This window comes from Paraburkholderia sp. RL18-085-BIA-A (assembly GCF_046027075.1).
Taxonomy (GTDB): Bacteria; Pseudomonadota; Gammaproteobacteria; order Burkholderiales; family Burkholderiaceae; genus Paraburkholderia.
Genome location: NZ_JARESU010000002.1, coordinates 52196 through 72559, shown reverse-complemented (window position 1 = coordinate 72559; position 20364 = coordinate 52196). Strand labels below are relative to the sequence as shown.

Here is a 20364-nt window from a genome sequence, read left to right as displayed (position 1 = left end):
ACGCCACGTCAGCCGCCGATAGCAAGGACCGCTAAGCGTTCGCCTTTGTTACGGCGCGAGCGGCCAGCACCGGAATCAGATGTGCGCGGTACTCGGCGCTCGCGTGCATGTCGGTGTTCAGATCGGCGGACGGCACGCTGACCGAGCGTGCGGCGTCCGGCGTGAAATCCGCCGACAGCGCGCTTTCCAGCTCCGGCACGCGAAATACCGACGACGCCGCGCCCGTCACTGCGACACGCACGCCGCTCGCGAACTTCGCGACGAACACGCCGACCAGCGCGAAGTGCGAAGCGGGATTGCGGAATTTCTCATACGCCGCACGCTCCGGCACCGGAAACTCGACGGCGACGATCAGTTCGTCGGGCGCCAGCGCGGTCTCGTACATGCCGACGAAGAAGTCGCTTGCCGCGATGCGCCGCCGGTCCGTGACGATGGTCGCGTCCAACGCCAGCGCCGCCGCCGGGTAGCAGGCAGCCGGGTCGTTGTTGGCGAGCGAGCCGCCGATCGTGCCGAGCGCGCGCACCTGGCGATCGCCGATATGCGCGGCGAGCTCCGCGAGCCCCGGCGACACGCGTCGCAACTCCGCGTGATCCGCGACGTCGGCATGACAGACCGCCGCGCCGATCGTCACCGTGTCTGCGTCGACGCTGATCGACTTGAGCGCCGCAATCCGTGTCACGTCGACCAGTTGCGACGGCTGCGCGAGACGCAGCCGCATGGTGGGCAGCAGGCTTTGGCCGCCGGCGAGAAACTTCGCGTCGCTGTCGGCGGTGAGGATGGCGGCGGCCGCTTTGGGATCCGTCGCGCGTTGATACTCGAATGAATACATGTCGAATGCTCCGCTCAGGGTCTCAGTGGGGTTGCGTGGCCGCGTGAATCGCAGACCACACGCGATGCGGCGTCGCCGGCATTTGCAGATCGGTCACGCCGAGCGGCGCAAGCGCGTCGATGATCGCGTTGATCACCGCCGGCGGCGAGCCGATCGCACCCGCTTCGCCGCAGCCTTTCACGCCGAGCGGATTGTGCGTGCACGGCGTGCCCTTCGCGGTTTCGACGGTGAAGTTCGGCAGATCGGACGCATGCGGCATCGCGTAGTCCATGTACGAGCCGGAGAGCAGCTGGCCGCTGTCGTTGTCGTACACGCAGCGTTCCAGCATCGCCTGGCCGATGCCCTGCGCGAGCCCGCCATGCACCTGGCCTTCGACGATCATCGGATTGATCACGTTGCCGAAATCGTCGACCGCGGTGAACTGCTGGATCCGGCACACGCCCGTCTCCGGATCGACTTCGACCTCGCAGATGTACGCGCCGGACGGATAGGTGAAGTTGGTCGGATCGTAGAACGCGCTTTCTTCGAGGCCCGGTTCGAGCACGTCGAGCGGATAGTTGTGCGGCACGTACGCGGCGAGCGAGATTTCGGCGAAGGCCTTGGTGCGGTCGGTGCCCGCGACGCGGAACACGCCGTCCTTGAATTCGATGTCCTCGGCCGCGGCTTCGAGCAGGTGCGCGGCGATTTTCTTCGCCTTGGCTTCGATCTTGTCGAGCGCCTTCATGATCGCCGTGCCGCCGACCGCGATCGAGCGCGAGCCATACGTCCCCATGCCGAACGCGATGCGGCCGGTGTCGCCGTGCACGATCTCGACGCTCTCCAGCGCAATGCCGAGCCGGTCGGCGACCACTTGCGCGAAGGTGGTCTCGTGCCCCTGGCCATGGCTGTGCGAGCCGGTGAACACCGTGACCGAACCGGTCGGATGCACGCGGATTTGTCCTACTTCGAAGAGACCGGCGCGCGCGCCCAACGCGCCCGCGATGTTCGACGGCGCGAGGCCGCAGGCTTCGATGTAGCACGAGTAACCAAGTCCACGCCGCTTGCCGTTCTTTTCGGATTCCTGCCGACGCGCGGCGAAACCATTGACGTCCGCGAGTTCGAGCGAGCGCGCGAGGATCGCGTCGTAGTCGCCGGTGTCGTAGGTGAGCCCGACCGGCGTCGCGTACGGGAACTGGCGGATGAAATTGCGGCGGCGGATTTCCGCGGGATCGAGGTTCATCTCGCGCGCCGCGGTTTCGACCAGACGCTCCACCACGTAGGTCGCTTCGGGGCGGCCCGCGCCGCGATAGGCATCCACGGGAACGGTGTTGGTGAAGACCGCTTTCACTTCCGCATAGATCGCAGGCGTTGCGTACTGCCCGGCGAGCAGCGTCGCGTACAGGATGGTCGGCACGCATGACGCGAAGGTCGATAGATACGCGCCCATGTTAGCGGTCGTGTGGACACGCATGGCGAGGAACTTGCCGTCCGCGTCCATCGCGAGTTCGGCCTTCGTCACGTGATCGCGGCCGTGCGCATCGGAGATGAACGCTTCCGAGCGTTCGGCCGTCCATTTGACTGGACGGCGGATCTTCTTCGAGGCCCACGTGAGCGCGACGTCTTCGGCGTACAGGAAGATCTTCGAGCCGAAGCCGCCGCCCACGTCCGGCGCGATCACGCGCAGCTTCGATTCCGGCAGCGACAGCACGAACGCGGCCATCAGCAGACGCTCCACGTGCGGATTCTGATTCGCGACGTAGAGCGTGTAGCTGTCGTCCTGCATCGAGTAGCTCGCGTTGACTGCGCGCGGTTCGATCGCGTTCGGGATCAGCCGGTTGTTGACGATGTCGAGCGTGGTGACGTGCGCGGCCTTGGCGAACGCGGCGTCGGTCGCGGCTTTGTCGCCGTGGCCCCAGTTGTAGCAGACGTTGTTCGGCACTTCGTCGTGAACGGCGGGCTGGCCCGGGTCGTCCGCATGCGCGGTGTCGACCACGGCCGGCAGCACGTCGTAGTCGACCTCGATCAATTCGGCTGCGTCTTTCGCGGCCTTGATCGAATCGGCGATCACGAGCGCGACCTGATCGCCGACGTGGCGTACTTTGGTATGCGCGATGATCGGATGAGGCGGCTCGTTCATCGGCTTGCCGTCGGTGCTGTGGATCAGCCAGCCGCATGGCAGGCCGCCGACGTTATCCGCGGCCATGTCCGCGCCGGTGAAGATCGCGACCACGCCCGCCGACTGTTTCGCTGCTGTGGTGTCGATGCTGGTGATCTTCGCGTGCGCGTGCGGCGAGCGCAGGAACACCGCGTAGGTTTGCTGGGGCAGGACGATGTCGTCGGTGTACTGGCCGCTGCCGGTCAGGAACCGGTAGTCTTCCTTGCGTTCGACGGAAGCGCCGATGAGGTGGGTGTCAGGTGCGTTCATCGTCGGCTCCTCAGGCGGTGGCCGGTGCGGCGGCCGCCGCGTTGGCATTGGCGGCGGCCGTGTCCGACGACTTCATGCCTGCGGCGCCTTCGAGCACTGCCTTGACGATGTTGTGATAGCCCGTGCAGCGGCACAGATTGCCGTCGAACTGGGCGCGCACGTCGTCGCCGGTGAGGTCGGGTTGACGCTGTACGAGCGAAACCGCGCTCATCACCATGCCGGGCGTACAAAAGCCGCACTGCAGTCCGTGGCAATGTTTGAACGCGGCTTGCATCGGGTGCAGCGCACCGTTCTGCGCGAGCCCTTCGATCGTGGTGACGTTCGTGCCATCGGCTTGCACCGCGAGGATGTTGCACGACTTGATCGCGCGGCCGTTCAGGTGAACGGTGCATGCGCCGCACTGCGCCGTATCGCAACCGATGTGCGTGCCGGTCAGGCGGAGTTGATCGCGCAGGAACTGGACAAGTAAGGTGCCGGGGTCGACTGAGGCGCTAATGGGTGCGCCGTTCACCGTCAGACTAATGCTGATCGCCATGAAGTGTCTCCTGTGTCGACCGGAGTTAGCGCTTTAGCGCTTACTCCGGTCCCATGCGAGAGACCAAAGATAGCGCTTTAGCGCTTACTCCGGTCCCATGCAAGTTAGTTGCTGATGGATGAGACCGGACCTTTGTTTTTTCTTGCCTTCAGCTGCCTGCTCGTGGGGTCCGATACGGGTGCTGCGGTTTTTATGAGTCTGCCGAAAAGTAAAACACAAATCGCGCGGGCGCGCTATGAGGGGAAGTGTGCTCGCCGGCTTGGCGCAATGGAAGGATCGGCTTTGCGCCGCGTGAGGCGGCGGAAAAGGCGGATATTCTGGGAGATATTGGCTAGCGCAACGAATAACCAGCAAACGGCGGCTAGCAAAAACGGCCAGGCGATTTGATGAGCGGTCGCGTCGACGCACGAGGCGCCGACGGAATGACTGCGTTGTTCATGGCGCGCAGTTTGGGACAGCTCGGGCTCCCGGCAAACAACCGCGCGCAGCCAGAGAAAAAACTTACTTCGCCAACCTCGAATTGCGCCGCGAATAGCCGAAATAGATAACCAGCCCAATCAGCAGCCAGATCACGAATGCCGCCCACGTCACGCCCTGAAGATTGAACATCAGGAACAGACACGACGCCACCGCGAGAATCGGCACCACTGGCACGCCGGGGCAGCGGAACGCGCGCGGCAAATCAGGATGCGTCTTGCGCAAAACGAGCACGGCGATCGACACCATCGAGAACGCGGCCAGCGTACCGATATTGATCAGCTCGGCCAACACATTCAACGGCACCAGCGCGCCGATCAAGCCGAAGAAAATCCCCACGAGCCACGTCGTGAAGAACGGCGTCGCAAACCGGGGATGCAAGCGCGACAGCCGCGCCGGCAACAGGCCGTCGCGCGACATCGCGAAGATCACGCGTGTCTGACCATAGGCCATCACCAGAATCACCGTCAGCATGCCGAGCACGGCGCCGAGGTCGATGAAGCCCGCGACCCACGTCTGCCCCGCCTCCTGCAACGCATACGACACCGGGTGCGAAATATTCGCGAACTTCGCCGACGGCACGATGCCCGTCACCACCGCGGCCACTGCCACGTACAGCACCGCGCACACGCCGAGCGACGCAATGATGCCGATCGGCAGATCGCGCTTCGGATCCTTCACCTCTTCCGCCGCGGACGACACCGAATCGAAGCCGATGAACGCGAAGAACATGACCGCCGCCGCGCCGAACACGCCGTTCCAGCCATTCGGCATGAACGGATGCCAGTTGGCCGGCGTGACGTGGAAGACGCCAACGGCGATCACCAGCAGCACCACGGTCACCTTGATCGCCACCATGATGTTGTTGATCCGCGCGGATTCGCGCACGCCGACCGACAACAGCGCGGTGATCGCCATCATCACGAGGAAGGCGGGCAGGTTGAAGAGCGTCTCGTGGCCGGGCAGCGCGCCCGGCGCCGCCGTCAGTGCGACCGGCAACGACACGCCGAAGCCCGACAGCAACGATTGCAGATAGCCCGACCAGCCGACCGACACCGCCGACGTGGCCAGCCCGTATTCGAGCATCAGGTCCCAGCCGATGATCCACGCGGCCAGTTCGCCGAGCGTCGCATACGAATACGTGTAGATGGAACCCGCGACCGGAATCGTCGACGCGAATTCGGCGTAGGCGAGCGCGGCGAAGCCGCACGCGACCGCCGCGATCAGAAACGAGATCATCAGCGCCGGGCCGGCCTGCACGGCGCCCGTGCCGGTCAGCACGAAAATGCCGGTGCCGATGATGGCGCCGACACCGAGGAAAGTCAGATCGAGCGCGCCGAGCGCTTTTTTCAGGCCGGCGTTCTGAGCGCTTGCCGCGATCATGTGCTCGACGCTCTTTTTGCGAAACAGGGACATTGGCGTGGGTCTCCAGTAGTGCACGCGTGTTGCGCGCCGAATGTCGGGGAAACCCACAATTTTAGCGGATGCGTGCTGCCGCCTAGTTTTGGGATGACCTGCGCACGGCTTGGGGGGGCGGGCGGAAACTCCCAGCTGGAAGGGCTTCGCGCGTGGTGTTCCTGCGTGGGAAGCAGCGCGGCGGCAAAGCTTTCGCTCGAATGCGCGAATAAAGGGGACGGCTTCGTTCTCTTGCGGGCTAGCCGGGCGGGGGCTAATGGCGAGCTATTCCGCGAGACATAGCGCGGCGATGACGACGAAGGCGACGGCGAAGCGACGACGTCAGCCCGCCATTGCCGGGTTCAGATCGACGAGCCGGTTGCTCATCACATAGAACGTCAGTTCGGCGTTATTGCGCAGCTTCATTTTCTCGAGCAGCCGCGTGCGGTACACGCTGACTGTCTTGACCGACAACGACAGCGCCGCCGCAATATCCGTCAGCCGCTTGCCCGACGCGAGCATGCACAGCGTTTGATATTCGCGATCGGAGAGCTTTTCGTGCGGCAACTGCTCGCCGTCGAAGGAGACGTAGTCGGCCAGCGCTTCGGCCATCGCTGGGCTCACGTACTTGCGGCCCGCCGCGACCTGCTGGATCGCGCCGATCATCTGCGCGGCGTCGACCGTTTTCGACAGGTAGCCGGACGCCCCGGCCTTCAGCGCGCGCACCGCGTACTGGTCCTCGCGGTACATCGAGAACATCAGCACCGCCGCGCGCGGCACCTTGCGCTTCAGGCGTTTGAGCACTTCGACGCCGTTCATGTCGGGCAGTGAGATATCGAGCAGCACCACGTCGTAGCTGTGCTGGCCGACGGCGTCGAGCGCTTCGGCGCCGCTTTGCGCTTCGTTCACTTCGCGCGCCACGCCGCGGTCGAGCAGCAATTGGCGCACGCCCTGGCGAACCACGGCGTGATCGTCGGCGATCAGGATGCGCAGGCTCATGACGGCGCGCTCACGATTGCAGTGCGCGCCGCTCGGGGCGAGGCGTGCGCGCGAGCATCGCGTCCCAGGCGAAGCGCGCCTGCAACAACGTTCCGCGTGGCGCGTTGGCGCTCGCGCCACCCTGCACGCCGGCACGCCGGGCGCTGACACGCAGCGTGCCGTCGAAGGCGGCGCAGCGCGCCTGCATGCCGCTCAGCCCGAAATGGCCGTGCCGGGGGTTGCGGGCGTTGCGTGTGAGCCCGATGCCGTCGTCGCTGACGAGGAGCGTGAGGTGACGTCGGCTGGTCTCGATCCGCACGTCTGCCGATTCGGCGCGAGCGTGCCTGGCGATGTTGTTCAGCGCTTCCTGCGCGACCCGGAACACGGCCAGCGCTGCGTCGGCGGGCAGGCGCGTGAGGCGCACGTCGGTGGCGCAGACGAAGTTGGTGCGCAACCGCGTGCGCGTGGCGAAGTCGCCGGTCCAGTGCGCCAGCGCGCTGACGAGGCCCGCATCGAGCGATGACCCGTGTAGTTCCGCGATGGCCTGACGGCTTGCCGCGTACACGGCGTCGAGCGAGCGGTTCGCGACCGCGAGCGCGGCGGCGCATTGCGGCGGCGCGTCGGCGGGCAGCCAGGTTTCGACGCCGGCCAGCGCGAAGCGCGTCGCGGTCAGCTCGGCGCCCACGCCGTCGTGCAGTTCGCGCGCCACGTGACGGCAGGCGGCTTCCTGCGCCTGCACGAGTTCGGCCGACAGCTCGCGCACTCGTGCGCGCAGCCGTGCAAGCTCGCGTTCGGTCGACGACGGCGCGTCGAACCCGTCACGAACCACTGACGAAGAAAAGGGGGCGTTGAACTGGACGGCAGTCGGCGTATCCATGAGTTTCCCTCTCAGGAAGCCGTGTGGACCGCGAGGCGGGTGCGCATCGGCGGCACGAAGACGAAAGAACGCATGCGAGTCTCTAGCCTCCCAGGTGTAGCCGTCACGCGCAGCGCGCGAACGACAAAACGCTATGGTACGAAGTAACGAAAGTTACATTCGGTAACAATCAAGCCGAACCAATAAAAGCGTGTCAATTCGACTGATCGTGCGGCGCGATGATATCTCAAAAAAAGAAAGAATGCAGTGCCACCAAGGCTTAGCGCACACTTTTCATGCAATGGTTGATGTTTGCAAGCCACTTTTTTGTAGGAAGAATTCTGACGTCAAATTTCCGTCATGATGACGCCAATTGTAACCAGCAACAAAAAAGGAGCCAGAAGGCTCCTTTTTGCTGAGTCGGCGGCGCGGGCCGCGAAAACGCTACGTGGCTTAGCCGACGAACGCCTTTTCGACCACGTAGTGGCCCGGCGCATTGTTGCTGCCTTCCTGGAAGCCCAGGTCGTCCAGCAGCTTGCGCGTATCGCGCAGCATGTGCGGGCTCCCGCACAGCATCACGCGGTCGTCTTCGAGCGAGAAGCCCGGCACGCCGAGGTCGGCGAACAGCTTTTCGGTTTCGATCAGTTCGGTGATGCGGCCGCGGTTCTGGAACGCTTCGCGCGTGACCGTCGGGTAGTACAGCAGCTTTTCCTGCACCAGTTCACCCAAGTGCTCGTGCGCCGGCAGGTGGTCGGTGATGTATTCCTTGTACGCCAGTTCGTCGACGAAACGGCAGGTGTGCGTGAGCACGACGCGCTCGTAGCGGTCGTAAATGTCCGGATCTTTAATGATCGACATGAACGGGGCGAGGCCCGTGCCGGTGGACAGCAGCCACAGCGTTTTGCCCGGCAGCAGGTTGTCGGCCATCAGCGTGCCGACCGGTTTCTTGCCGATCAGGACTTCGTCGCCGACCTTCAGATGCTGCAAACGCGACGTGAGCGGGCCGTCCTGCACCTTGATGCTCAGGAATTCGAGATGTTCTTCGTAGTTCGCACTAGCGAGGCTGTAGGCGCGGATCAGCGGCTTGCCGTCGACTTCGAGGCCCACCATCGTGAACTGGCCGTTTTCAAAACGGAACGACGGATCGCGCGTGCAGGTGAAGCTGAAAAGCGTATCGGTCCAGTGATGGACGCTCAGGACGGTTTGTGAATTCAGGTTGCTCATGGCTTCTTGGATAGTGCGAAAACAAAGGCGGCCAGTCGTTTTAGCCGGCCGGCACGGCAAGGGCGATGCTGCGCTAACCCGTGATGGGAGTCACGCGCAATCCGCTATTTTACCGCGCCCGCTGCCTGAGGGCGGCGGCGCGGCGGTTGAGCGTCGTGAAGCGGGTTGCCGGACCTGCCAAGCGTGGGCGCCGGCTGTCGATACAACGGGCGCCGCGAGCTACGTTTGGCGTGGATGCCGCCGCGCTTCGGCAAGGGGTACGGCGATGGGCGAAAGCCGCGCATGGCGGCTGCCATCGGCTGTCCGGCATGCGTCGGATAGACGCGCCGCGCGGGCAACATGGTCGGGATGATACCGAAAGCCGGCGTGCGCTGCAGCATTGACCCTGGTGAGAAAACTGGCAAATGGTGCGCCACGGGTGCGGAATCAGCCAAAAAGAGCTGGCGTGACGCGAGTGCAGCGTACTTTGAGTTCGCGCCGTCTGGGCCGTCTATTTTTGGTACACAAATGGGAGAAAAGCTTGCTTGGGTAAGCGCAGGCCACAGACCGGATAAGACTTCGATCGAATGATGTTCTGATGACGCCGAATAGTGCAAGCATAGTTGGCGACCGCCCGAACCGCCGCGAAGCGCACGCCAGCAGGTCCGCCCACTCTCACGACCTGATCATGCTGGCGCCGTCGCCCGCTTTTTCCCCCGCTGCTTCAGCACTCTCGCCTGCAACACGATCACCAGCAGCAGGAACACGCCGCGAATCACCGACTGCCAGTAAGCCGACAAGCTGATGAAACCCAGTCCGTTTTCGAAGTTCAGCAGGTTGAACACCAGGCCCAGTAGCAGCACGCCGGCAATGGTCATCGCCACCGAGCCCTCGCCGCCGGTGAGGAGCGTGCCGCCGAGCACGACCGCCGAAATCGCGAACAGCTCCCAGCCCACCCCTTCGTTCGGCTGTCCCGCACCGAACTGCGCGGCGAGGATCACGCCCGCCATGCCGGCCAGCAGACCGCTGACCGCATAAGCCGTCACCAGCGTGCGGTCGACGTTCAGCCCCATCAGCCGCGCTGCTTCCTCGCTGCCGCCGATCGCCAGCGCATGCCGCCCGAAGCGCGAACTGCGCAGCGCAAGCCAGCCGGCCACAGCGGCGACCAGCGCGACGATGCCCGGAATCGGCAGCCCGAACAGATCGCCTTGCCCGAAGTTGCCGAAGTTCGACTCGGCCGCGATCGATACCGCATCGTTCTTGCCGAGCAGCAGCGCCACGCCGTGAGCGCCCAGGCTCGTCGCGAGCGTCACGATGAAGGGCAGGATCTTCAGCCGGGTGATGATCAGGCCGTTCAACACGCCGACCGCGAGACCAGCCGTGCAGCCCGCCAGCACGGCGACCCAGCCGCCATACACGCTGGTTAGCGCGGCGACCACGCTCGCCAGCGCGGCGACCGTGCCGACCGACAGGTCGATGCCGCCGGTGATGATCACGAAGGCCATGCCGATCGAGATCAGCGCGAACATCGAGTTGTAGCGCCAGAACGACGTGATGTTGTACGCCGAGCCGAAATGCTCGTAGCGCACGAGGCCGAAGACGACGAGAGCCGCCAGGGCGAGCAGGATAGGAAGATTCTTTTTCATCGCATCGAGTCCGGGGAGTGTCCGTGAACTGCGTTAGGCGTTAGCGCGAGCGCCGCTGCACATAAACGGCCGCGACGATGATGCCGGCCTTCACCACCAGCGCCGCCGCGTCGGGAATGCCGTGCGCGAGCAGCGTGTAGCGCAGCAACTGGATGATCAGCGCGCCGATCAGCGTGCCGCCGATGTACGCCTTGCCGCCCGTCAGCGCAGTGCCGCCGACGGCGACCGCAGCGATCGCATCCAGCTCGACGCCGAGCCCCACCACGTTCGCATCCGACGACGAATTCACCGAGATCGAGATCAGCCCGGCGAGCCCCGCGAGCGCCGCGCACAGCGTGTATGCGATCAGCTTCACGGTGGCGGTCGGCACGCCGCACAGATACGCGGCTTTTTCGTTGCCGCCGGTGATCAGCAAGTATTGGCCGAACAGCGTCTTGCGCACGACCCACACGAACGCGCCGACCAGCGCCAGCATCAGCAGCACCTGAAAGGGTACGCCCGCGATCTTGCCGAGCGCGATCCACTGGAAGGCGGGCGTGTTGAACGCTTGCAGGCTGCCGTCGGTGACGACCTGCGCGATGCCGCGTCCGGCGATGAACAGCACCAGCGTCGCGACAATCGGCTGCACGGATAGCCTCGTCACCAGCAAGCCGTTGAACACGCCGCATAGGGCGGCGGCCAGCACCGGCAGCACGAACGCGAGCGCAATGCCGCCGGGCCCCGCTATGTTGAGGAACAGCATCGGCGCGAGCGCGCCGGAGATCGCCATCGACGCGCCCACCGACAGGTCGATGCCGCCCGTCGCCACCACCAGCGTCATGCCGATGCCGACGATCACGATCGTCACCACCTGGGTCATGTTCACGTTGAAGGTTTGCAGCGACCAGAAGTGCGGCGTGAAGATCAGGTTGAACAGCACCATCGCGAGCAGCACGATGATTTCGCGCTGCATCGCGAGCTGCCGCCATTTCCGTGCGGTGCTCGCGGGTTGCGCGCGTGGCGCGGCGGCCATGGACGCGGCGGCGTCGCCATGCCGCGCCGGTTCGGTCTGCAGCGACTCGGTGTGCAGCTTAAGCGCCATGACGGTCGCCCTCCAACGCGTCTTCGATATGAGCGGCGTTAGCCGTTTGCGCGGCTTCGGCCAGTTGCGAATGGCCTTCGCTGCCGTAGGCGATGGCATCCATGATCGCGGTCTCGCTCATGTCGGCGCCGTTCAGTTCGGCGACCGTGCGACCGTCGCGGATCACGACCGCGCGGTCGGCCACCGCGGTCAGCTCTTCGAGTTCCGACGCGGACAGCAGCACCGCGAGCCCTGCGTCGCGCAACTCGCGCACGATCTTCGCGACATCGGCTTTGGCGCCGACATCGATGCCGCGCGTCGGTTCGTCGAGCAGCAGCAGCGACGGCTCGGCGGCGAGCCAGCGCGCCAGCAGCACCTTCTGCTGATTGCCGCCGGACAGTTCGCGGATCGGCTGATCGGCGGAACGCAGCTTGATGCCGAGCGACGCGATGAAGCGCTCGACGATCGCCTGCTGCTTCTTCACGTCGACCACGCCGTTCTTCGCAAGCGTACGCAGGCAGACCAGCGTGAGGTTGTCGCGCACCGACAGCTCGGGCACGATGCCTTCGCCCTTGCGGTCCTCAGTGAGATACGCGAGGCCGCGCGCGATCGCGTCCTGCGGCGACTTCAATGTGACCGCTGCGCCGCCGATCGACAGCGAGCCTTGCTCCAGCGGATCGGCGCCGAACATCAGCCGCATGGTCTCCGTGCGGCCCGAGCCGAGCAGGCCCGCGAGACCCACCGCTTCGCCCGCATGCACTTCGAGTGACACGTCGCTCACCTTCGGATGCGCGCCCAACTGCGTGGCCGCAATCGCCTGCTTGCCGCGCCGCGCGAGGTTCGCTTCGCGCGAAGCGGTGTCTTCCTGCACGACGGCGGCCAGCGTGCGGCCCAGCATCGTCGTGACGAGTTGCAGCTTGTCCATCTCCGCCATCGTGCTTTGCGCGACGGTCTGGCCGTCGCGCATCACGGTGACGCGGTCGCACAGCGCGTAAAGCTCGTCGAGCCGGTGCGACACGAAGATCACCGCGCGGCCGTCATCGCGCAGCTTGCGCACCACGGTGAAGAGCAGCTCCACTTCGCGTTCGTCGAGCGACGAAGTGGACTCGTCCATGATCACCATCTTCGCGTCCGACGACACTGCGCGCGCGAGCGCCACCATTTGCTGGATCGCGGTCGAATAGCGGCCCACCGGCTTCTTCACGTCGATCTGCAAGCCGAACGATTCGAGCAGCGCGCTAGCGCGCTGCTGCACCGCGCGCCAATCGATCAGGCCGAAGCGGCGCGGCTCGCGGCCGAGAAAAATGTTCTCCGCCACGGAGCGGAACGGCACCAGGTTGATCTCCTGATAGATCGTGCTGATGCCGGCTTCGCGCGCCTGCTTCGGCGTGCGGAAATCGACTTCCTGGCCTTCGAAGCGCACGCTGCCCGAGCCGCGCCGATACGCGCCGGTCAGGATCTTGATCATGGTCGATTTGCCGGCGCCGTTCTGGCCGATCAGCGCATGCACTTCGCCGGCGGCGACGCTCAGATTGGCGCCGCGCAGCGCGGGCACGCCGCCGAAGCTGATGCCGATGTCCTGCATCTCGAGCAGCGGCGAACGGGCGAGGGGGGAGTGTGGCGTCTCTTTGCCGGATTCCATCACGGGGAGTCCTCCTGATGCGGGTGCTGCGCAGGCTCGCACGGATGAGTCGCCGTGCGTGTGCGGGCTGGATACAGGGGCGTGTTCGAAGCTTCGCGGTCGAAACATGTTACGCCGCATAAAAGCGAAGCGACGGTCCGTGCAATCACGGGCGCGTCGCTTCGAACCCTTCCCGTCACCCGGCCGCCGAGGAGACGTTTTTAAAGCCGGGTGACTTCCTGCTGCAACGCTGTGAAACGAGTCCCCTAGGGGCGCTTGCCTATCGCTTCTCGATCAATAGCCGTACTGCATGCTCTGCTGCACGTTGCTCTTGTCGTAGAACCGGTCGGACACCTTGACCCACGTCGGGATCTTCTCGCCCTTCGCGTAACGCTGCGCGACATCGCAGGCGAGCGGGCCGAAGAACGGGCTCGACTGCACGCTCGCGCCGAGTTCGCCGGCGGCGATTGCATCCATGCCGCCCTTGGTGCCGTCGATCGTGACGATCTGGATGTCCTTGCCCGGCTGCTTGCCGGCGGCCTTGATCGCGGCGATCGCGCCAAGCGCCATTTCGTCGTTGTGCGCGTAGACCGCCGTGACGTCCGGATGCGCCTGCAACAGCGTTTCCATTACCTGACGACCCTTGTCGCGCGCGAAGTCGCCGCTTTGCGACGCGATGATCGTCATGCCCGAATTCTTCGCGATGATTTCGTCGAAGCCCTTCTTGCGATCGTTCGCGGCCGACGCGCCGGTCGTGCCTTCGAGTTCGATGATCTTCGCCTTGCCGTTGGTCGCCTTCACGAGCCAGTCGGCGGCGCGCTGGCCCTGGTCGATGAAGTCCGAACCGATGAACGTGATGTAGTCGCGGCCCGCCTTGGCGACCGATTGATCGACATCGCGGTCAACCAGAATCACCGGAATGCCGGCTTTTTTGGCCTGCAACACGATCGGCGCAAGCGGCTTTTCTTCGCGCGGCGGGAACACCAGCAGATCGACGTGCTGCGCGATCATGCTTTGAATGTCGGAGACCTGTTTGGCGTTGGAGCCGTTGGCATCGGTCATCACGATCTGCCAGCCGCATTTGGCCGCGACGTCCTTGAAGCTCCTGGTTTCCGCGAGACGCCACGGATTGTTGCTTTCGGTCTGCGCGAAACCGACCTTCAACGGGGTCTTGGTGACCAGCTTCGGCAACGCGTCGTCGGCGTGCGCGGTGGCGACGCCGAAACCGATTGCCAGAGCCAGCAGCGAACCTGCCAGCGGACGAATCTGCTGCTTGCGCGCGTGCTTGCGCGACTGCGTGTTGAGCGACGCCATGTCTTCCTCCAGTACCTGGTGAGGTAGGGTTGTATTTGCTTTTTGAGTTGTTTGTGCCGGCCGGTGGCGCTGTGCGTCCCCCGACCAGACGTGCCGATTATTCCACCAGGAATTATTATCGGTCAATCACTAATAATATTAATTATTGGCTTTTGCGCCTCGGTAATTACCCTGACCGACGCGCGTTCGACGAGTGGTCCATCGAGCTTGACCATCCGATGCCGCACCGGGGCGCCAGCGGCGCGGTTGTGCTCTTCCTGTAGAAGCGTTTCGACGGCCCAGCGTCCCAGTTCGTAGTTCGGCAGCACCACTGTGGAGAGTGGCGGATGCGTATGACGGGCGATCTCCTGGTCGTCGTAGCCGAGCACCGACACGTCTTCCGGCACGCGCAGGCCGAGTTGCTTCAACGCTTCGATCGCGCCGATCGCGGTGAGGTCGTTGGCGCAGAAAATCGCGGTCGGCGGATTGGCTTCGCGCATCAGCGAGAGCGTGAGTTCGAAGCCGAGGCCCGAACTCCAGTCGCCATCGCGCACCAGTTCCGGCGCGTAGGGAAGGTCGGCGGTGGCAAGCGCGGTGCGGTAGCCCTTGAGGCGATCTTTCGACGCGTCCTGCCACGGCTCGCCGTTGATATAGCCGATCCGCCGATGGCCGGCTTGCAGCAGATAGTCGGTAGCGAGATGACCGCCGGCGACTTCCGCCGGCACCACCGACGAAAACCCGGTTTCGCCGGTGTAGCAGTTCAACAGCACCGTCGGCACCTGCGAGAGCGCGGCCGGCAGCGTCACCTTGCGCGTGTAGACGGTCGCGTAAATCAGGCCGAACACATGCGGATTCGTAAGGATCGTGTCCAGCACCTGCTTTTCGATATCGGCGTTGCCGTGCGTCGAATAGACCGCCAGCATCTTGCCGCTTGCATAGGCCGCGTCGCGCGCGCCGTCGATGTTGACGACCGGATGCGGGCTGGTGGAGATCTCGTCGGCCAGGTAGACGATCAGATTGCGTTCGTCGGTCGAAGCGGCAAGCGGCTCGCGCAGCGACAGCCGGTACCCGAGATCGTGCGCGGCCTTCAGCACCTTGTTGCGGGTGGTCTCGGAGAACTTCGCGCCGGTCGCGTTGTTCAGCACCAGCGAGACAGTCGATTGCGACACGCCGGTGAGCTTGGCGATGTCGGTCATGGTCGGACGGCGTTGAGTTGATTTTTTCATTGGGTCGGCCGCGCTGCGGCGGCGCAAAAGCGGGAGCATGCCTGGGGCATCTTGGTGCTGACGGTACCACTAATAATATGCCCCCGGCAACGCACGCAAACCCGCCATTTGGGAGCTGCCGATGATCCTGCTGAGCGGGCCATTACGGCACATTTATTACTAATAATATTGACCGATCCGCTTTGTCGTGCGATTCTCGGTCCCGCGGACTTTGACGCTCCGCCGGCCGCGCGCTGTGCGCGGCACAGAAATTAACTTTCAGGGGACCGGAGTAAGTGCTGAAACATGGGACCGGAGTAGGCGCTAAAGGGCCAACTCCGGATCGACACGCCAAAGCGCCAACCCCGGATCGACACGCTAAAGCGCTAACTCCGGTCGACGAAATTGACTTTCATGGGACTGGAGTAAGTGCTGAAGCATGGGACCGGAGTAGGCGCTAAAGCGCCAACTCCGGATCGACACGCTAAAGCGCTAACTCCAGTCGACACAGGAGACACCGATGCGCGTTCATGCCGCCATCCGCCCGAGGCCATGCCTTTTCTGACTATGCGCGACGTTTCCTTGAATCCGATCCGACCGCCGGCCACCGAACTCGCGTGGCTCGATGATCCCGCAATCGCTGCCACGCTTGTCACGCTGACGGCGGGCGTGCTGCGGGTGGTGGTCGCGCCCGATGTGGGCGGAGCGCTCGCGGCCTTTTACGAGATCACGCCCGATGGTCCGCTGCATTGGCTGCGGCCGGCAACGCACGCGGCATTCGAGCAGCGCGATCCGCTGCGGATGGCGAGCTTCCCGCTGTTTCCGTACTGCAACCGGATTCGCGACGCGCGTTTCGAATTTGGCGGCGGCACCGTCGACCTCGCCGGCAACGACTCGCGCTTCGCGCACGCGCTGCATGGCAATGCGTGGCGGCATCCCTGGCAGGTGGGATCGCGTAGCGAAAGTTGGGTGGACTTGCACTTCGAGCATGAGCCCGATCCGCGAGTGCCGGGCGACTGGCCGTTTCACTATCGGGCGCAACAGCGGATCGAGCTGAGCGGTGGCGCGTTGTGCGTCACGCTGTCCGCGCAAAATTTAGCGCGGCGGCCGATGCCGTTCGGCATGGGGCATCACCCGTACTATCCGCGCACCACGCAAACCCGCGTGTATGCCCAGGTGCAAGCGATGTGGCATGCCGACGCCGACGTGCTGCCGACGCATCTCGGCCCGCATCCGGCAGTCGACGCATTGCGTGAAGGCATGTCGCCCGATGCGTTCGATCTCGACAACAACTTCGCCAGATGGACGCGCGAGGCGACCATTGCGTGGCCCGACGAACACCGCCGCTTGACGATGAACGCCGACGCCCCGTTCGATCACCTGGTGGTGTTCGCGCCGGCCAACGATGCGCAGCTATGCGTGGAACCGGTGACGAACACTACGGACTGCTTCAACGCGGTCGGCATGCGTGAGCAGGTGGGCGGCTGCGTGTTGGCGCCCGGGGAGGAGATCGCCGCGACGTTGAGGTGGACGCCGCAGCGCGGCTGATTGCGGCGCGAGGTCCACGGTGACGCGCTGATGTGTGCAGGAGCGCAAGCGTGCACGCGCTAGCATTCAGCAAAAAACAAAAGGGCGGCCACGCCGCCCCTTCAAATCCGAACCCGCCACCCACTCACTCCACCCGCAAGCGCGCCATATACGGCAAATGATCCGACAGCCACGCGGTTTCCTGCGTCGGCTGAATCCATTCGATCGGCCGCATGCCGCGGACGAACATCTTGTCGAGCGCAAGCGCCGGCGAGAAAGCAGGGAACGTGCGGCCCGACTCGCCGAGCAGCGTCGCCACCTCGTGCAGACCATGTTCGCGAAACAGCGGCACCGAATCGTTGCGCCAGTCGTTGAAGTCGCCGGCCAGCACCAACGGACCATCCGGCGCTTCTTTCGCGATCCAGTGCGCGATCCAGTTCATCTGCCGCAAGCGCGCTGGCCGCGTGAGTGCAAGATGCGCGCACAACAGCGTGACCGAATGACCGCCGAAGGTCGCCCTCGCCACCAGCAAGCCGCGCTTTTCAAAGCGATGCGCGGAGATGTCCCAGCGTCCACCGAGATCGAGCGGATGCGGCGACAAAATCGCATTGCCGTGCCGCCATGACGGCTTGAACACGTTCGGGCCGAGCGCCACTTCGAGTTCGAGCGCACGCGCGATTTCCGTGGCCTGGCAGTGCCACACGTCGTTCAGCGGATCGTCGATCGGGGCGCCGAAACTGCTCGCCAGCACCGGCGACGGCATGCGCCGCGCCATCGCTTCCTGCAGGAAATAGGCGTCCGCGTGAGTCGACTGGACCCAGCGCTGCATTGCCTGCCAGGCCTGGAAGCCGAGCGGTGTGCGGCCTTTGTGAAGGTTCCAGCTCACCGCGACGAAATCGTTCGGCGCGAGGTTCTCGCGGATCAATTCTTCTGGGTTTCGCATGCCGCGTTATCCACGTGTTCTGTATGAAGGCTTCGGTTGTGCGCGCGTTGTTCGGCTATCCGTTCGCGTGTCGCTCGTATCAAGTGTCAATTTGCATTGCTGGCGCCGTCCGCGAGACTCGCACGCACGCGGTAGACCAGGTTCGGATCCTTGTCGACGATCGTCCAGCTCGCCCATTGACCCGGCGTCACCATCAGACCCGGATGGCTCGCGTTCACCTGGCGCGGCTGCGGCGGGAGCTTGCAGCCGATGTCGGTTTGCCGCGCGGCGTCGTCCTCGAGCGTCTCCTGCGTGTCGATCGACAGCGTGATCCCGGTCGCATCGGCTCGCAGCGGCGAGACCGTCAGCGTGCGCGACAGATCGAGGCTGCCGGCCGGCTGGTCTTTACAGCCGACGTTATGCTGCACCGTCTTGTGATGCGTATCCGTGCGCGCCTGGCCGACCGTGGTGGTGCCGTCGAACGAATCGATCTGCTGTCCGTCGCGCATCACCTGCAACTGCCATTGCACGACCTGCTGCGCCGGCTGTTGTTGTGCGTTTGCAAGCAACGAAGTGCCAAGCAGCACGGCCACGATACTGGTTTTCCACATAGAAGGATCTCCGGCGCTACCTCGGCCCGAATGGTCAGAGAGCCATCTTACCCCCGATGGCTGCAACGCTTTTCTGACACTTCAATCAGGGCCTGGTTCAGCAACAATGCAATGCAGATAGGGCCGACAGGCGTCGAAAGCAACCGTTGTTAGCAGCAGAGCCACGCGACTGCTGGCTTGCACGGGAATATGTCGTCGTTACACTGGACTTGAAACGGCGCCTACCAGGCGCCGCCGCAGCAAGGCCAGCCAGACGGGGTGAGCGATGACAACAGCAATGGTCAAACAGGAAATCGCCGTGGCGTCTTTCAGCCGGGTGTACGACCTCGATCAGGTCGAAACCGCGCTGAACGATCTCGGCGAAGGCGCGAACGAGGCGCTGCGCGCAACGTACGAAAAGATGCTGAAGACGGGCAATCTGCGCTTTTGCGTGAAGCCAAACCGGATGCCGTCGATCGACGATCTGATCGACGCGCTGCCCAACTTTTCCGTGCCGCTCGACGACATTCGCAAGCAGGTCGCACTGTGTCTGGAGACCGAGGACCGGCTGGAACTGATGCCGATTCTGCTGCTCGGCGATCCCGGCATCGGCAAGACGCATTTCGCGAAACAGTTGGCGCGTCTGCTCGGCACCGCTTACCAATACGTGGCGATGAGTTCGTTGACGGCAGGATGGATTCTGTCGGGCGCGTCATCGCAATGGAAAAACGCGAAGCCGGGCAAGGTATTCGATGCGCTCGTGAACGGCAGCTATGCGAACCCGGTGATCGCCGTCGACGAAATCGACAAGGCCACCGGCGATTCGCAATACGATCCGCTCGGCGCGCTGTACGCGCTGCTCGAACACGACACCGCGCAGAGTTTCATCGATGAATTCGCCGAGATTCCGATCAACGCGGGGAACGTGATCTGGATCGCGACGGCGAACGACGAGCGCTCGATTCCGGAGCCGATCCTGAACCGGATGAACGTGTACGAGATTCCGCCGCCCGATCGCGACGGGGCCCGGCGCATCGCGCAAGCGATCTACGACGAGATCCGCTCGGCGCACGGTTGGGGCCTGCGTTTTCCCGAGGTGCTCGGCGACGGCGCGCTCGATGCGCTGAAGCTGGCTTCGCCACGTGAGATGCGCCGCGCGATTCTGAACGGCTTCGGTGCTGCGCGGATTGATGGGCGCGATCGGATCGAAGCGGGCGATATTCGTCTGGACCATGGAACTCGTCGAAAACCGATCGGTTTTTGAGTGTTTTTGCCCGTTTTTCTACATGAAAGCCGCCTTTGGGCGGCTTTTTGCTGTCAAAAATGGCCAATCCATTCTGGAATCGCGGTGAATGCCACAGCAATTGTTGCTATTTTTGAGATGCTAAGTTGGCTCCAATCGGTCTGGTTTTTCGATAGTGGCGGAATACACTGAGACCCAACGAGACCGCTGCGCAACTAAAGCCGCGATCACTCAGCAGGTACAAATCCGACCTCAACGACTATTGGATACCAACATGAGAACCGCTTCCTTCGCTTTGCTTTTCTCCGCTGCCACTGCCGCACCGGCTTTCGCGAGCGGGTATGGTCCGGCGACTTCGTATCGCCCGGAAGTCGAAACGTACACGCAGCCGAGCGGCGTGACCCGCGCGCAAGTGCAGCAAGTGCAGGGCGACGTGGTGGGCGCCCGCGCAGCCGGTGAACTGAAGCAGAATCCGTAAGCGCCGATTTCCGCCGGCAGCGTCAGCGCCACGCCCGACAACGGTCCCAAGACGCGCGCTGACGTGTAGGCCGAACTGGCTGAAGCGCGTGCCAGCGGTCAG

At 64.1% G+C, this 20364-nt stretch carries 17 protein-coding genes; 3 read left to right on the top strand and 14 right to left on the bottom strand.

Annotated elements, in window-relative coordinates:
- Nucleotides 1-31 precede the first annotated feature (31 nt).
- From P0D89_RS01730 to P0D89_RS01675, 12 genes are all read right to left on the bottom strand, one after another.
- Nucleotides 32-829: an FAD binding domain-containing protein gene (locus P0D89_RS01730; protein WP_408356637.1), complete on the bottom strand. Its 798-nt coding sequence runs from the start codon at nt 827-829 to the stop codon at nt 32-34.
- 22 nt (nt 830-851) lie between these two features.
- Nucleotides 852-3233, bottom strand: a complete 2382-nt coding sequence (locus P0D89_RS01725; protein ID WP_408356639.1) for a xanthine dehydrogenase family protein molybdopterin-binding subunit — start codon at nt 3231-3233, stop codon at nt 852-854.
- Between the two features lie 10 nt (nt 3234-3243).
- Nucleotides 3244-3768 carry a (2Fe-2S)-binding protein gene (locus P0D89_RS01720; RefSeq protein ID WP_408356641.1) on the bottom strand — a complete coding sequence of 175 codons (525 nt, stop codon included), beginning with the start codon at nt 3766-3768 and terminating at the stop codon, nt 3244-3246.
- 501 nt (nt 3769-4269) lie between these two features.
- Nucleotides 4270-5661: a branched-chain amino acid transporter BcaP gene (bcaP, locus tag P0D89_RS01715; RefSeq protein ID WP_408356643.1), complete on the bottom strand. Its 1392-nt coding sequence runs from the start codon at nt 5659-5661 to the stop codon at nt 4270-4272.
- Nucleotides 5662-5982: 321 nt separating this feature from the next.
- Nucleotides 5983-6639, bottom strand: a complete 657-nt coding sequence (rqpR, locus tag P0D89_RS01710; RefSeq protein WP_408356645.1) for a response regulator transcription factor RqpR — start codon at nt 6637-6639, stop codon at nt 5983-5985.
- Nucleotides 6640-6649: 10 nt separating this feature from the next.
- Nucleotides 6650-7495 (bottom strand): sensor histidine kinase, encoded by an 846-nt coding sequence (locus tag P0D89_RS01705; RefSeq protein ID WP_408356647.1) that lies wholly within the window; start codon nt 7493-7495, stop codon nt 6650-6652.
- A gap of 432 nt (nt 7496-7927) precedes the next feature.
- Entirely contained in the window at nt 7928-8698 is a 771-nt protein-coding gene (locus P0D89_RS01700) for a ferredoxin--NADP reductase (RefSeq protein ID WP_074285705.1), read from the bottom strand.
- Between the two features lie 665 nt (nt 8699-9363).
- Nucleotides 9364-10323, bottom strand: a complete 960-nt coding sequence (locus P0D89_RS01695; protein ID WP_408356649.1) for an ABC transporter permease — start codon at nt 10321-10323, stop codon at nt 9364-9366.
- Nucleotides 10324-10363: 40 nt separating this feature from the next.
- Nucleotides 10364-11335: an ABC transporter permease gene (locus P0D89_RS01690; protein ID WP_408356764.1), complete on the bottom strand. Its 972-nt coding sequence runs from the start codon at nt 11333-11335 to the stop codon at nt 10364-10366.
- Nucleotides 11336-11393: 58 nt separating this feature from the next.
- Nucleotides 11394-13025, bottom strand: coding sequence for a sugar ABC transporter ATP-binding protein (locus P0D89_RS01685; protein ID WP_408356651.1), 1632 nt, complete (start codon nt 13023-13025; stop codon nt 11394-11396).
- Between the two features lie 273 nt (nt 13026-13298).
- Complete coding sequence (locus P0D89_RS01680) at nt 13299-14318, bottom strand: ABC transporter substrate-binding protein (RefSeq protein ID WP_408356653.1); 1020 nt, start codon at nt 14316-14318, stop codon at nt 13299-13301.
- Between the two features lie 122 nt (nt 14319-14440).
- Complete coding sequence (locus tag P0D89_RS01675; RefSeq protein WP_408356766.1) at nt 14441-15493, bottom strand: LacI family DNA-binding transcriptional regulator; 1053 nt, start codon at nt 15491-15493, stop codon at nt 14441-14443.
- A 576-nt stretch (nt 15494-16069) separates the two neighbouring features.
- Between P0D89_RS01675 and P0D89_RS01670 the strand changes: the two genes are divergently transcribed.
- Entirely contained in the window at nt 16070-17050 is a 981-nt protein-coding gene (locus tag P0D89_RS01670; RefSeq protein ID WP_408356768.1) for an aldose 1-epimerase, read from the top strand.
- A gap of 124 nt (nt 17051-17174) precedes the next feature.
- On the opposite strand, the gene P0D89_RS01665 is transcribed toward P0D89_RS01670, so the two are convergent.
- Nucleotides 17175-17972 carry an endonuclease/exonuclease/phosphatase family protein gene (locus P0D89_RS01665; RefSeq protein ID WP_408356655.1) on the bottom strand — a complete coding sequence of 266 codons (798 nt, stop codon included), beginning with the start codon at nt 17970-17972 and terminating at the stop codon, nt 17175-17177.
- Nucleotides 17973-18058: 86 nt separating this feature from the next.
- Nucleotides 18059-18562 (bottom strand): hypothetical protein, encoded by a 504-nt coding sequence (locus P0D89_RS01660; RefSeq protein WP_408356657.1) that lies wholly within the window; start codon nt 18560-18562, stop codon nt 18059-18061.
- Between the two features lie 265 nt (nt 18563-18827).
- Here P0D89_RS01660 and P0D89_RS01655 point away from each other — a divergent pair, with 265 nt between their 5' ends.
- The gene (locus tag P0D89_RS01655; protein ID WP_408356659.1) at nt 18828-19805 is read left to right on the top strand and encodes an AAA family ATPase; all 978 of its coding nucleotides are present in this window, start codon (nt 18828-18830) and stop codon (nt 19803-19805) included.
- A gap of 253 nt (nt 19806-20058) precedes the next feature.
- Nucleotides 20059-20262: a hypothetical protein gene (locus tag P0D89_RS01650; protein WP_408356661.1), complete on the top strand. Its 204-nt coding sequence runs from the start codon at nt 20059-20061 to the stop codon at nt 20260-20262.
- Nucleotides 20263-20364 lie beyond the last annotated feature (102 nt).

Coding starts and splice junctions, on each gene's coding strand:
- P0D89_RS01730 (WP_408356637.1), bottom strand. CDS start 829: ATGTATTCATTCGAGTATCAACGCGCGACGGATCCCAAAGCGGCCGCC.
- P0D89_RS01725 (WP_408356639.1), bottom strand. CDS start 3,233: ATGAACGCACCTGACACCCACCTCATCGGCGCTTCCGTCGAACGCAAG.
- P0D89_RS01720 (WP_408356641.1), bottom strand. CDS start 3,768: ATGGCGATCAGCATTAGTCTGACGGTGAACGGCGCACCCATTAGCGCC.
- bcaP (WP_408356643.1), bottom strand. CDS start 5,661: ATGTCCCTGTTTCGCAAAAAGAGCGTCGAGCACATGATCGCGGCAAGC.
- rqpR (WP_408356645.1), bottom strand. CDS start 6,639: ATGAGCCTGCGCATCCTGATCGCCGACGATCACGCCGTGGTTCGCCAG.
- P0D89_RS01705 (WP_408356647.1), bottom strand. CDS start 7,495: ATGGATACGCCGACTGCCGTCCAGTTCAACGCCCCCTTTTCTTCGTCA.
- P0D89_RS01700 (WP_074285705.1), bottom strand. CDS start 8,698: ATGAGCAACCTGAATTCACAAACCGTCCTGAGCGTCCATCACTGGACC.
- P0D89_RS01695 (WP_408356649.1), bottom strand. CDS start 10,323: ATGAAAAAGAATCTTCCTATCCTGCTCGCCCTGGCGGCTCTCGTCGTC.
- P0D89_RS01690 (WP_408356764.1), bottom strand. CDS start 11,335: ATGGCCGCCGCGCCACGCGCGCAACCCGCGAGCACCGCACGGAAATGG.
- P0D89_RS01685 (WP_408356651.1), bottom strand. CDS start 13,025: ATGGAATCCGGCAAAGAGACGCCACACTCCCCCCTCGCCCGTTCGCCG.
- P0D89_RS01680 (WP_408356653.1), bottom strand. CDS start 14,318: ATGGCGTCGCTCAACACGCAGTCGCGCAAGCACGCGCGCAAGCAGCAG.
- P0D89_RS01675 (WP_408356766.1), bottom strand. CDS start 15,493: ATGACCGACATCGCCAAGCTCACCGGCGTGTCGCAATCGACTGTCTCG.
- P0D89_RS01670 (WP_408356768.1), top strand. CDS start 16,070: ATGCGCGACGTTTCCTTGAATCCGATCCGACCGCCGGCCACCGAACTC.
- P0D89_RS01665 (WP_408356655.1), bottom strand. CDS start 17,972: ATGCGAAACCCAGAAGAATTGATCCGCGAGAACCTCGCGCCGAACGAT.
- P0D89_RS01660 (WP_408356657.1), bottom strand. CDS start 18,562: ATGTGGAAAACCAGTATCGTGGCCGTGCTGCTTGGCACTTCGTTGCTT.
- P0D89_RS01655 (WP_408356659.1), top strand. CDS start 18,828: ATGACAACAGCAATGGTCAAACAGGAAATCGCCGTGGCGTCTTTCAGC.
- P0D89_RS01650 (WP_408356661.1), top strand. CDS start 20,059: ATGAGAACCGCTTCCTTCGCTTTGCTTTTCTCCGCTGCCACTGCCGCA.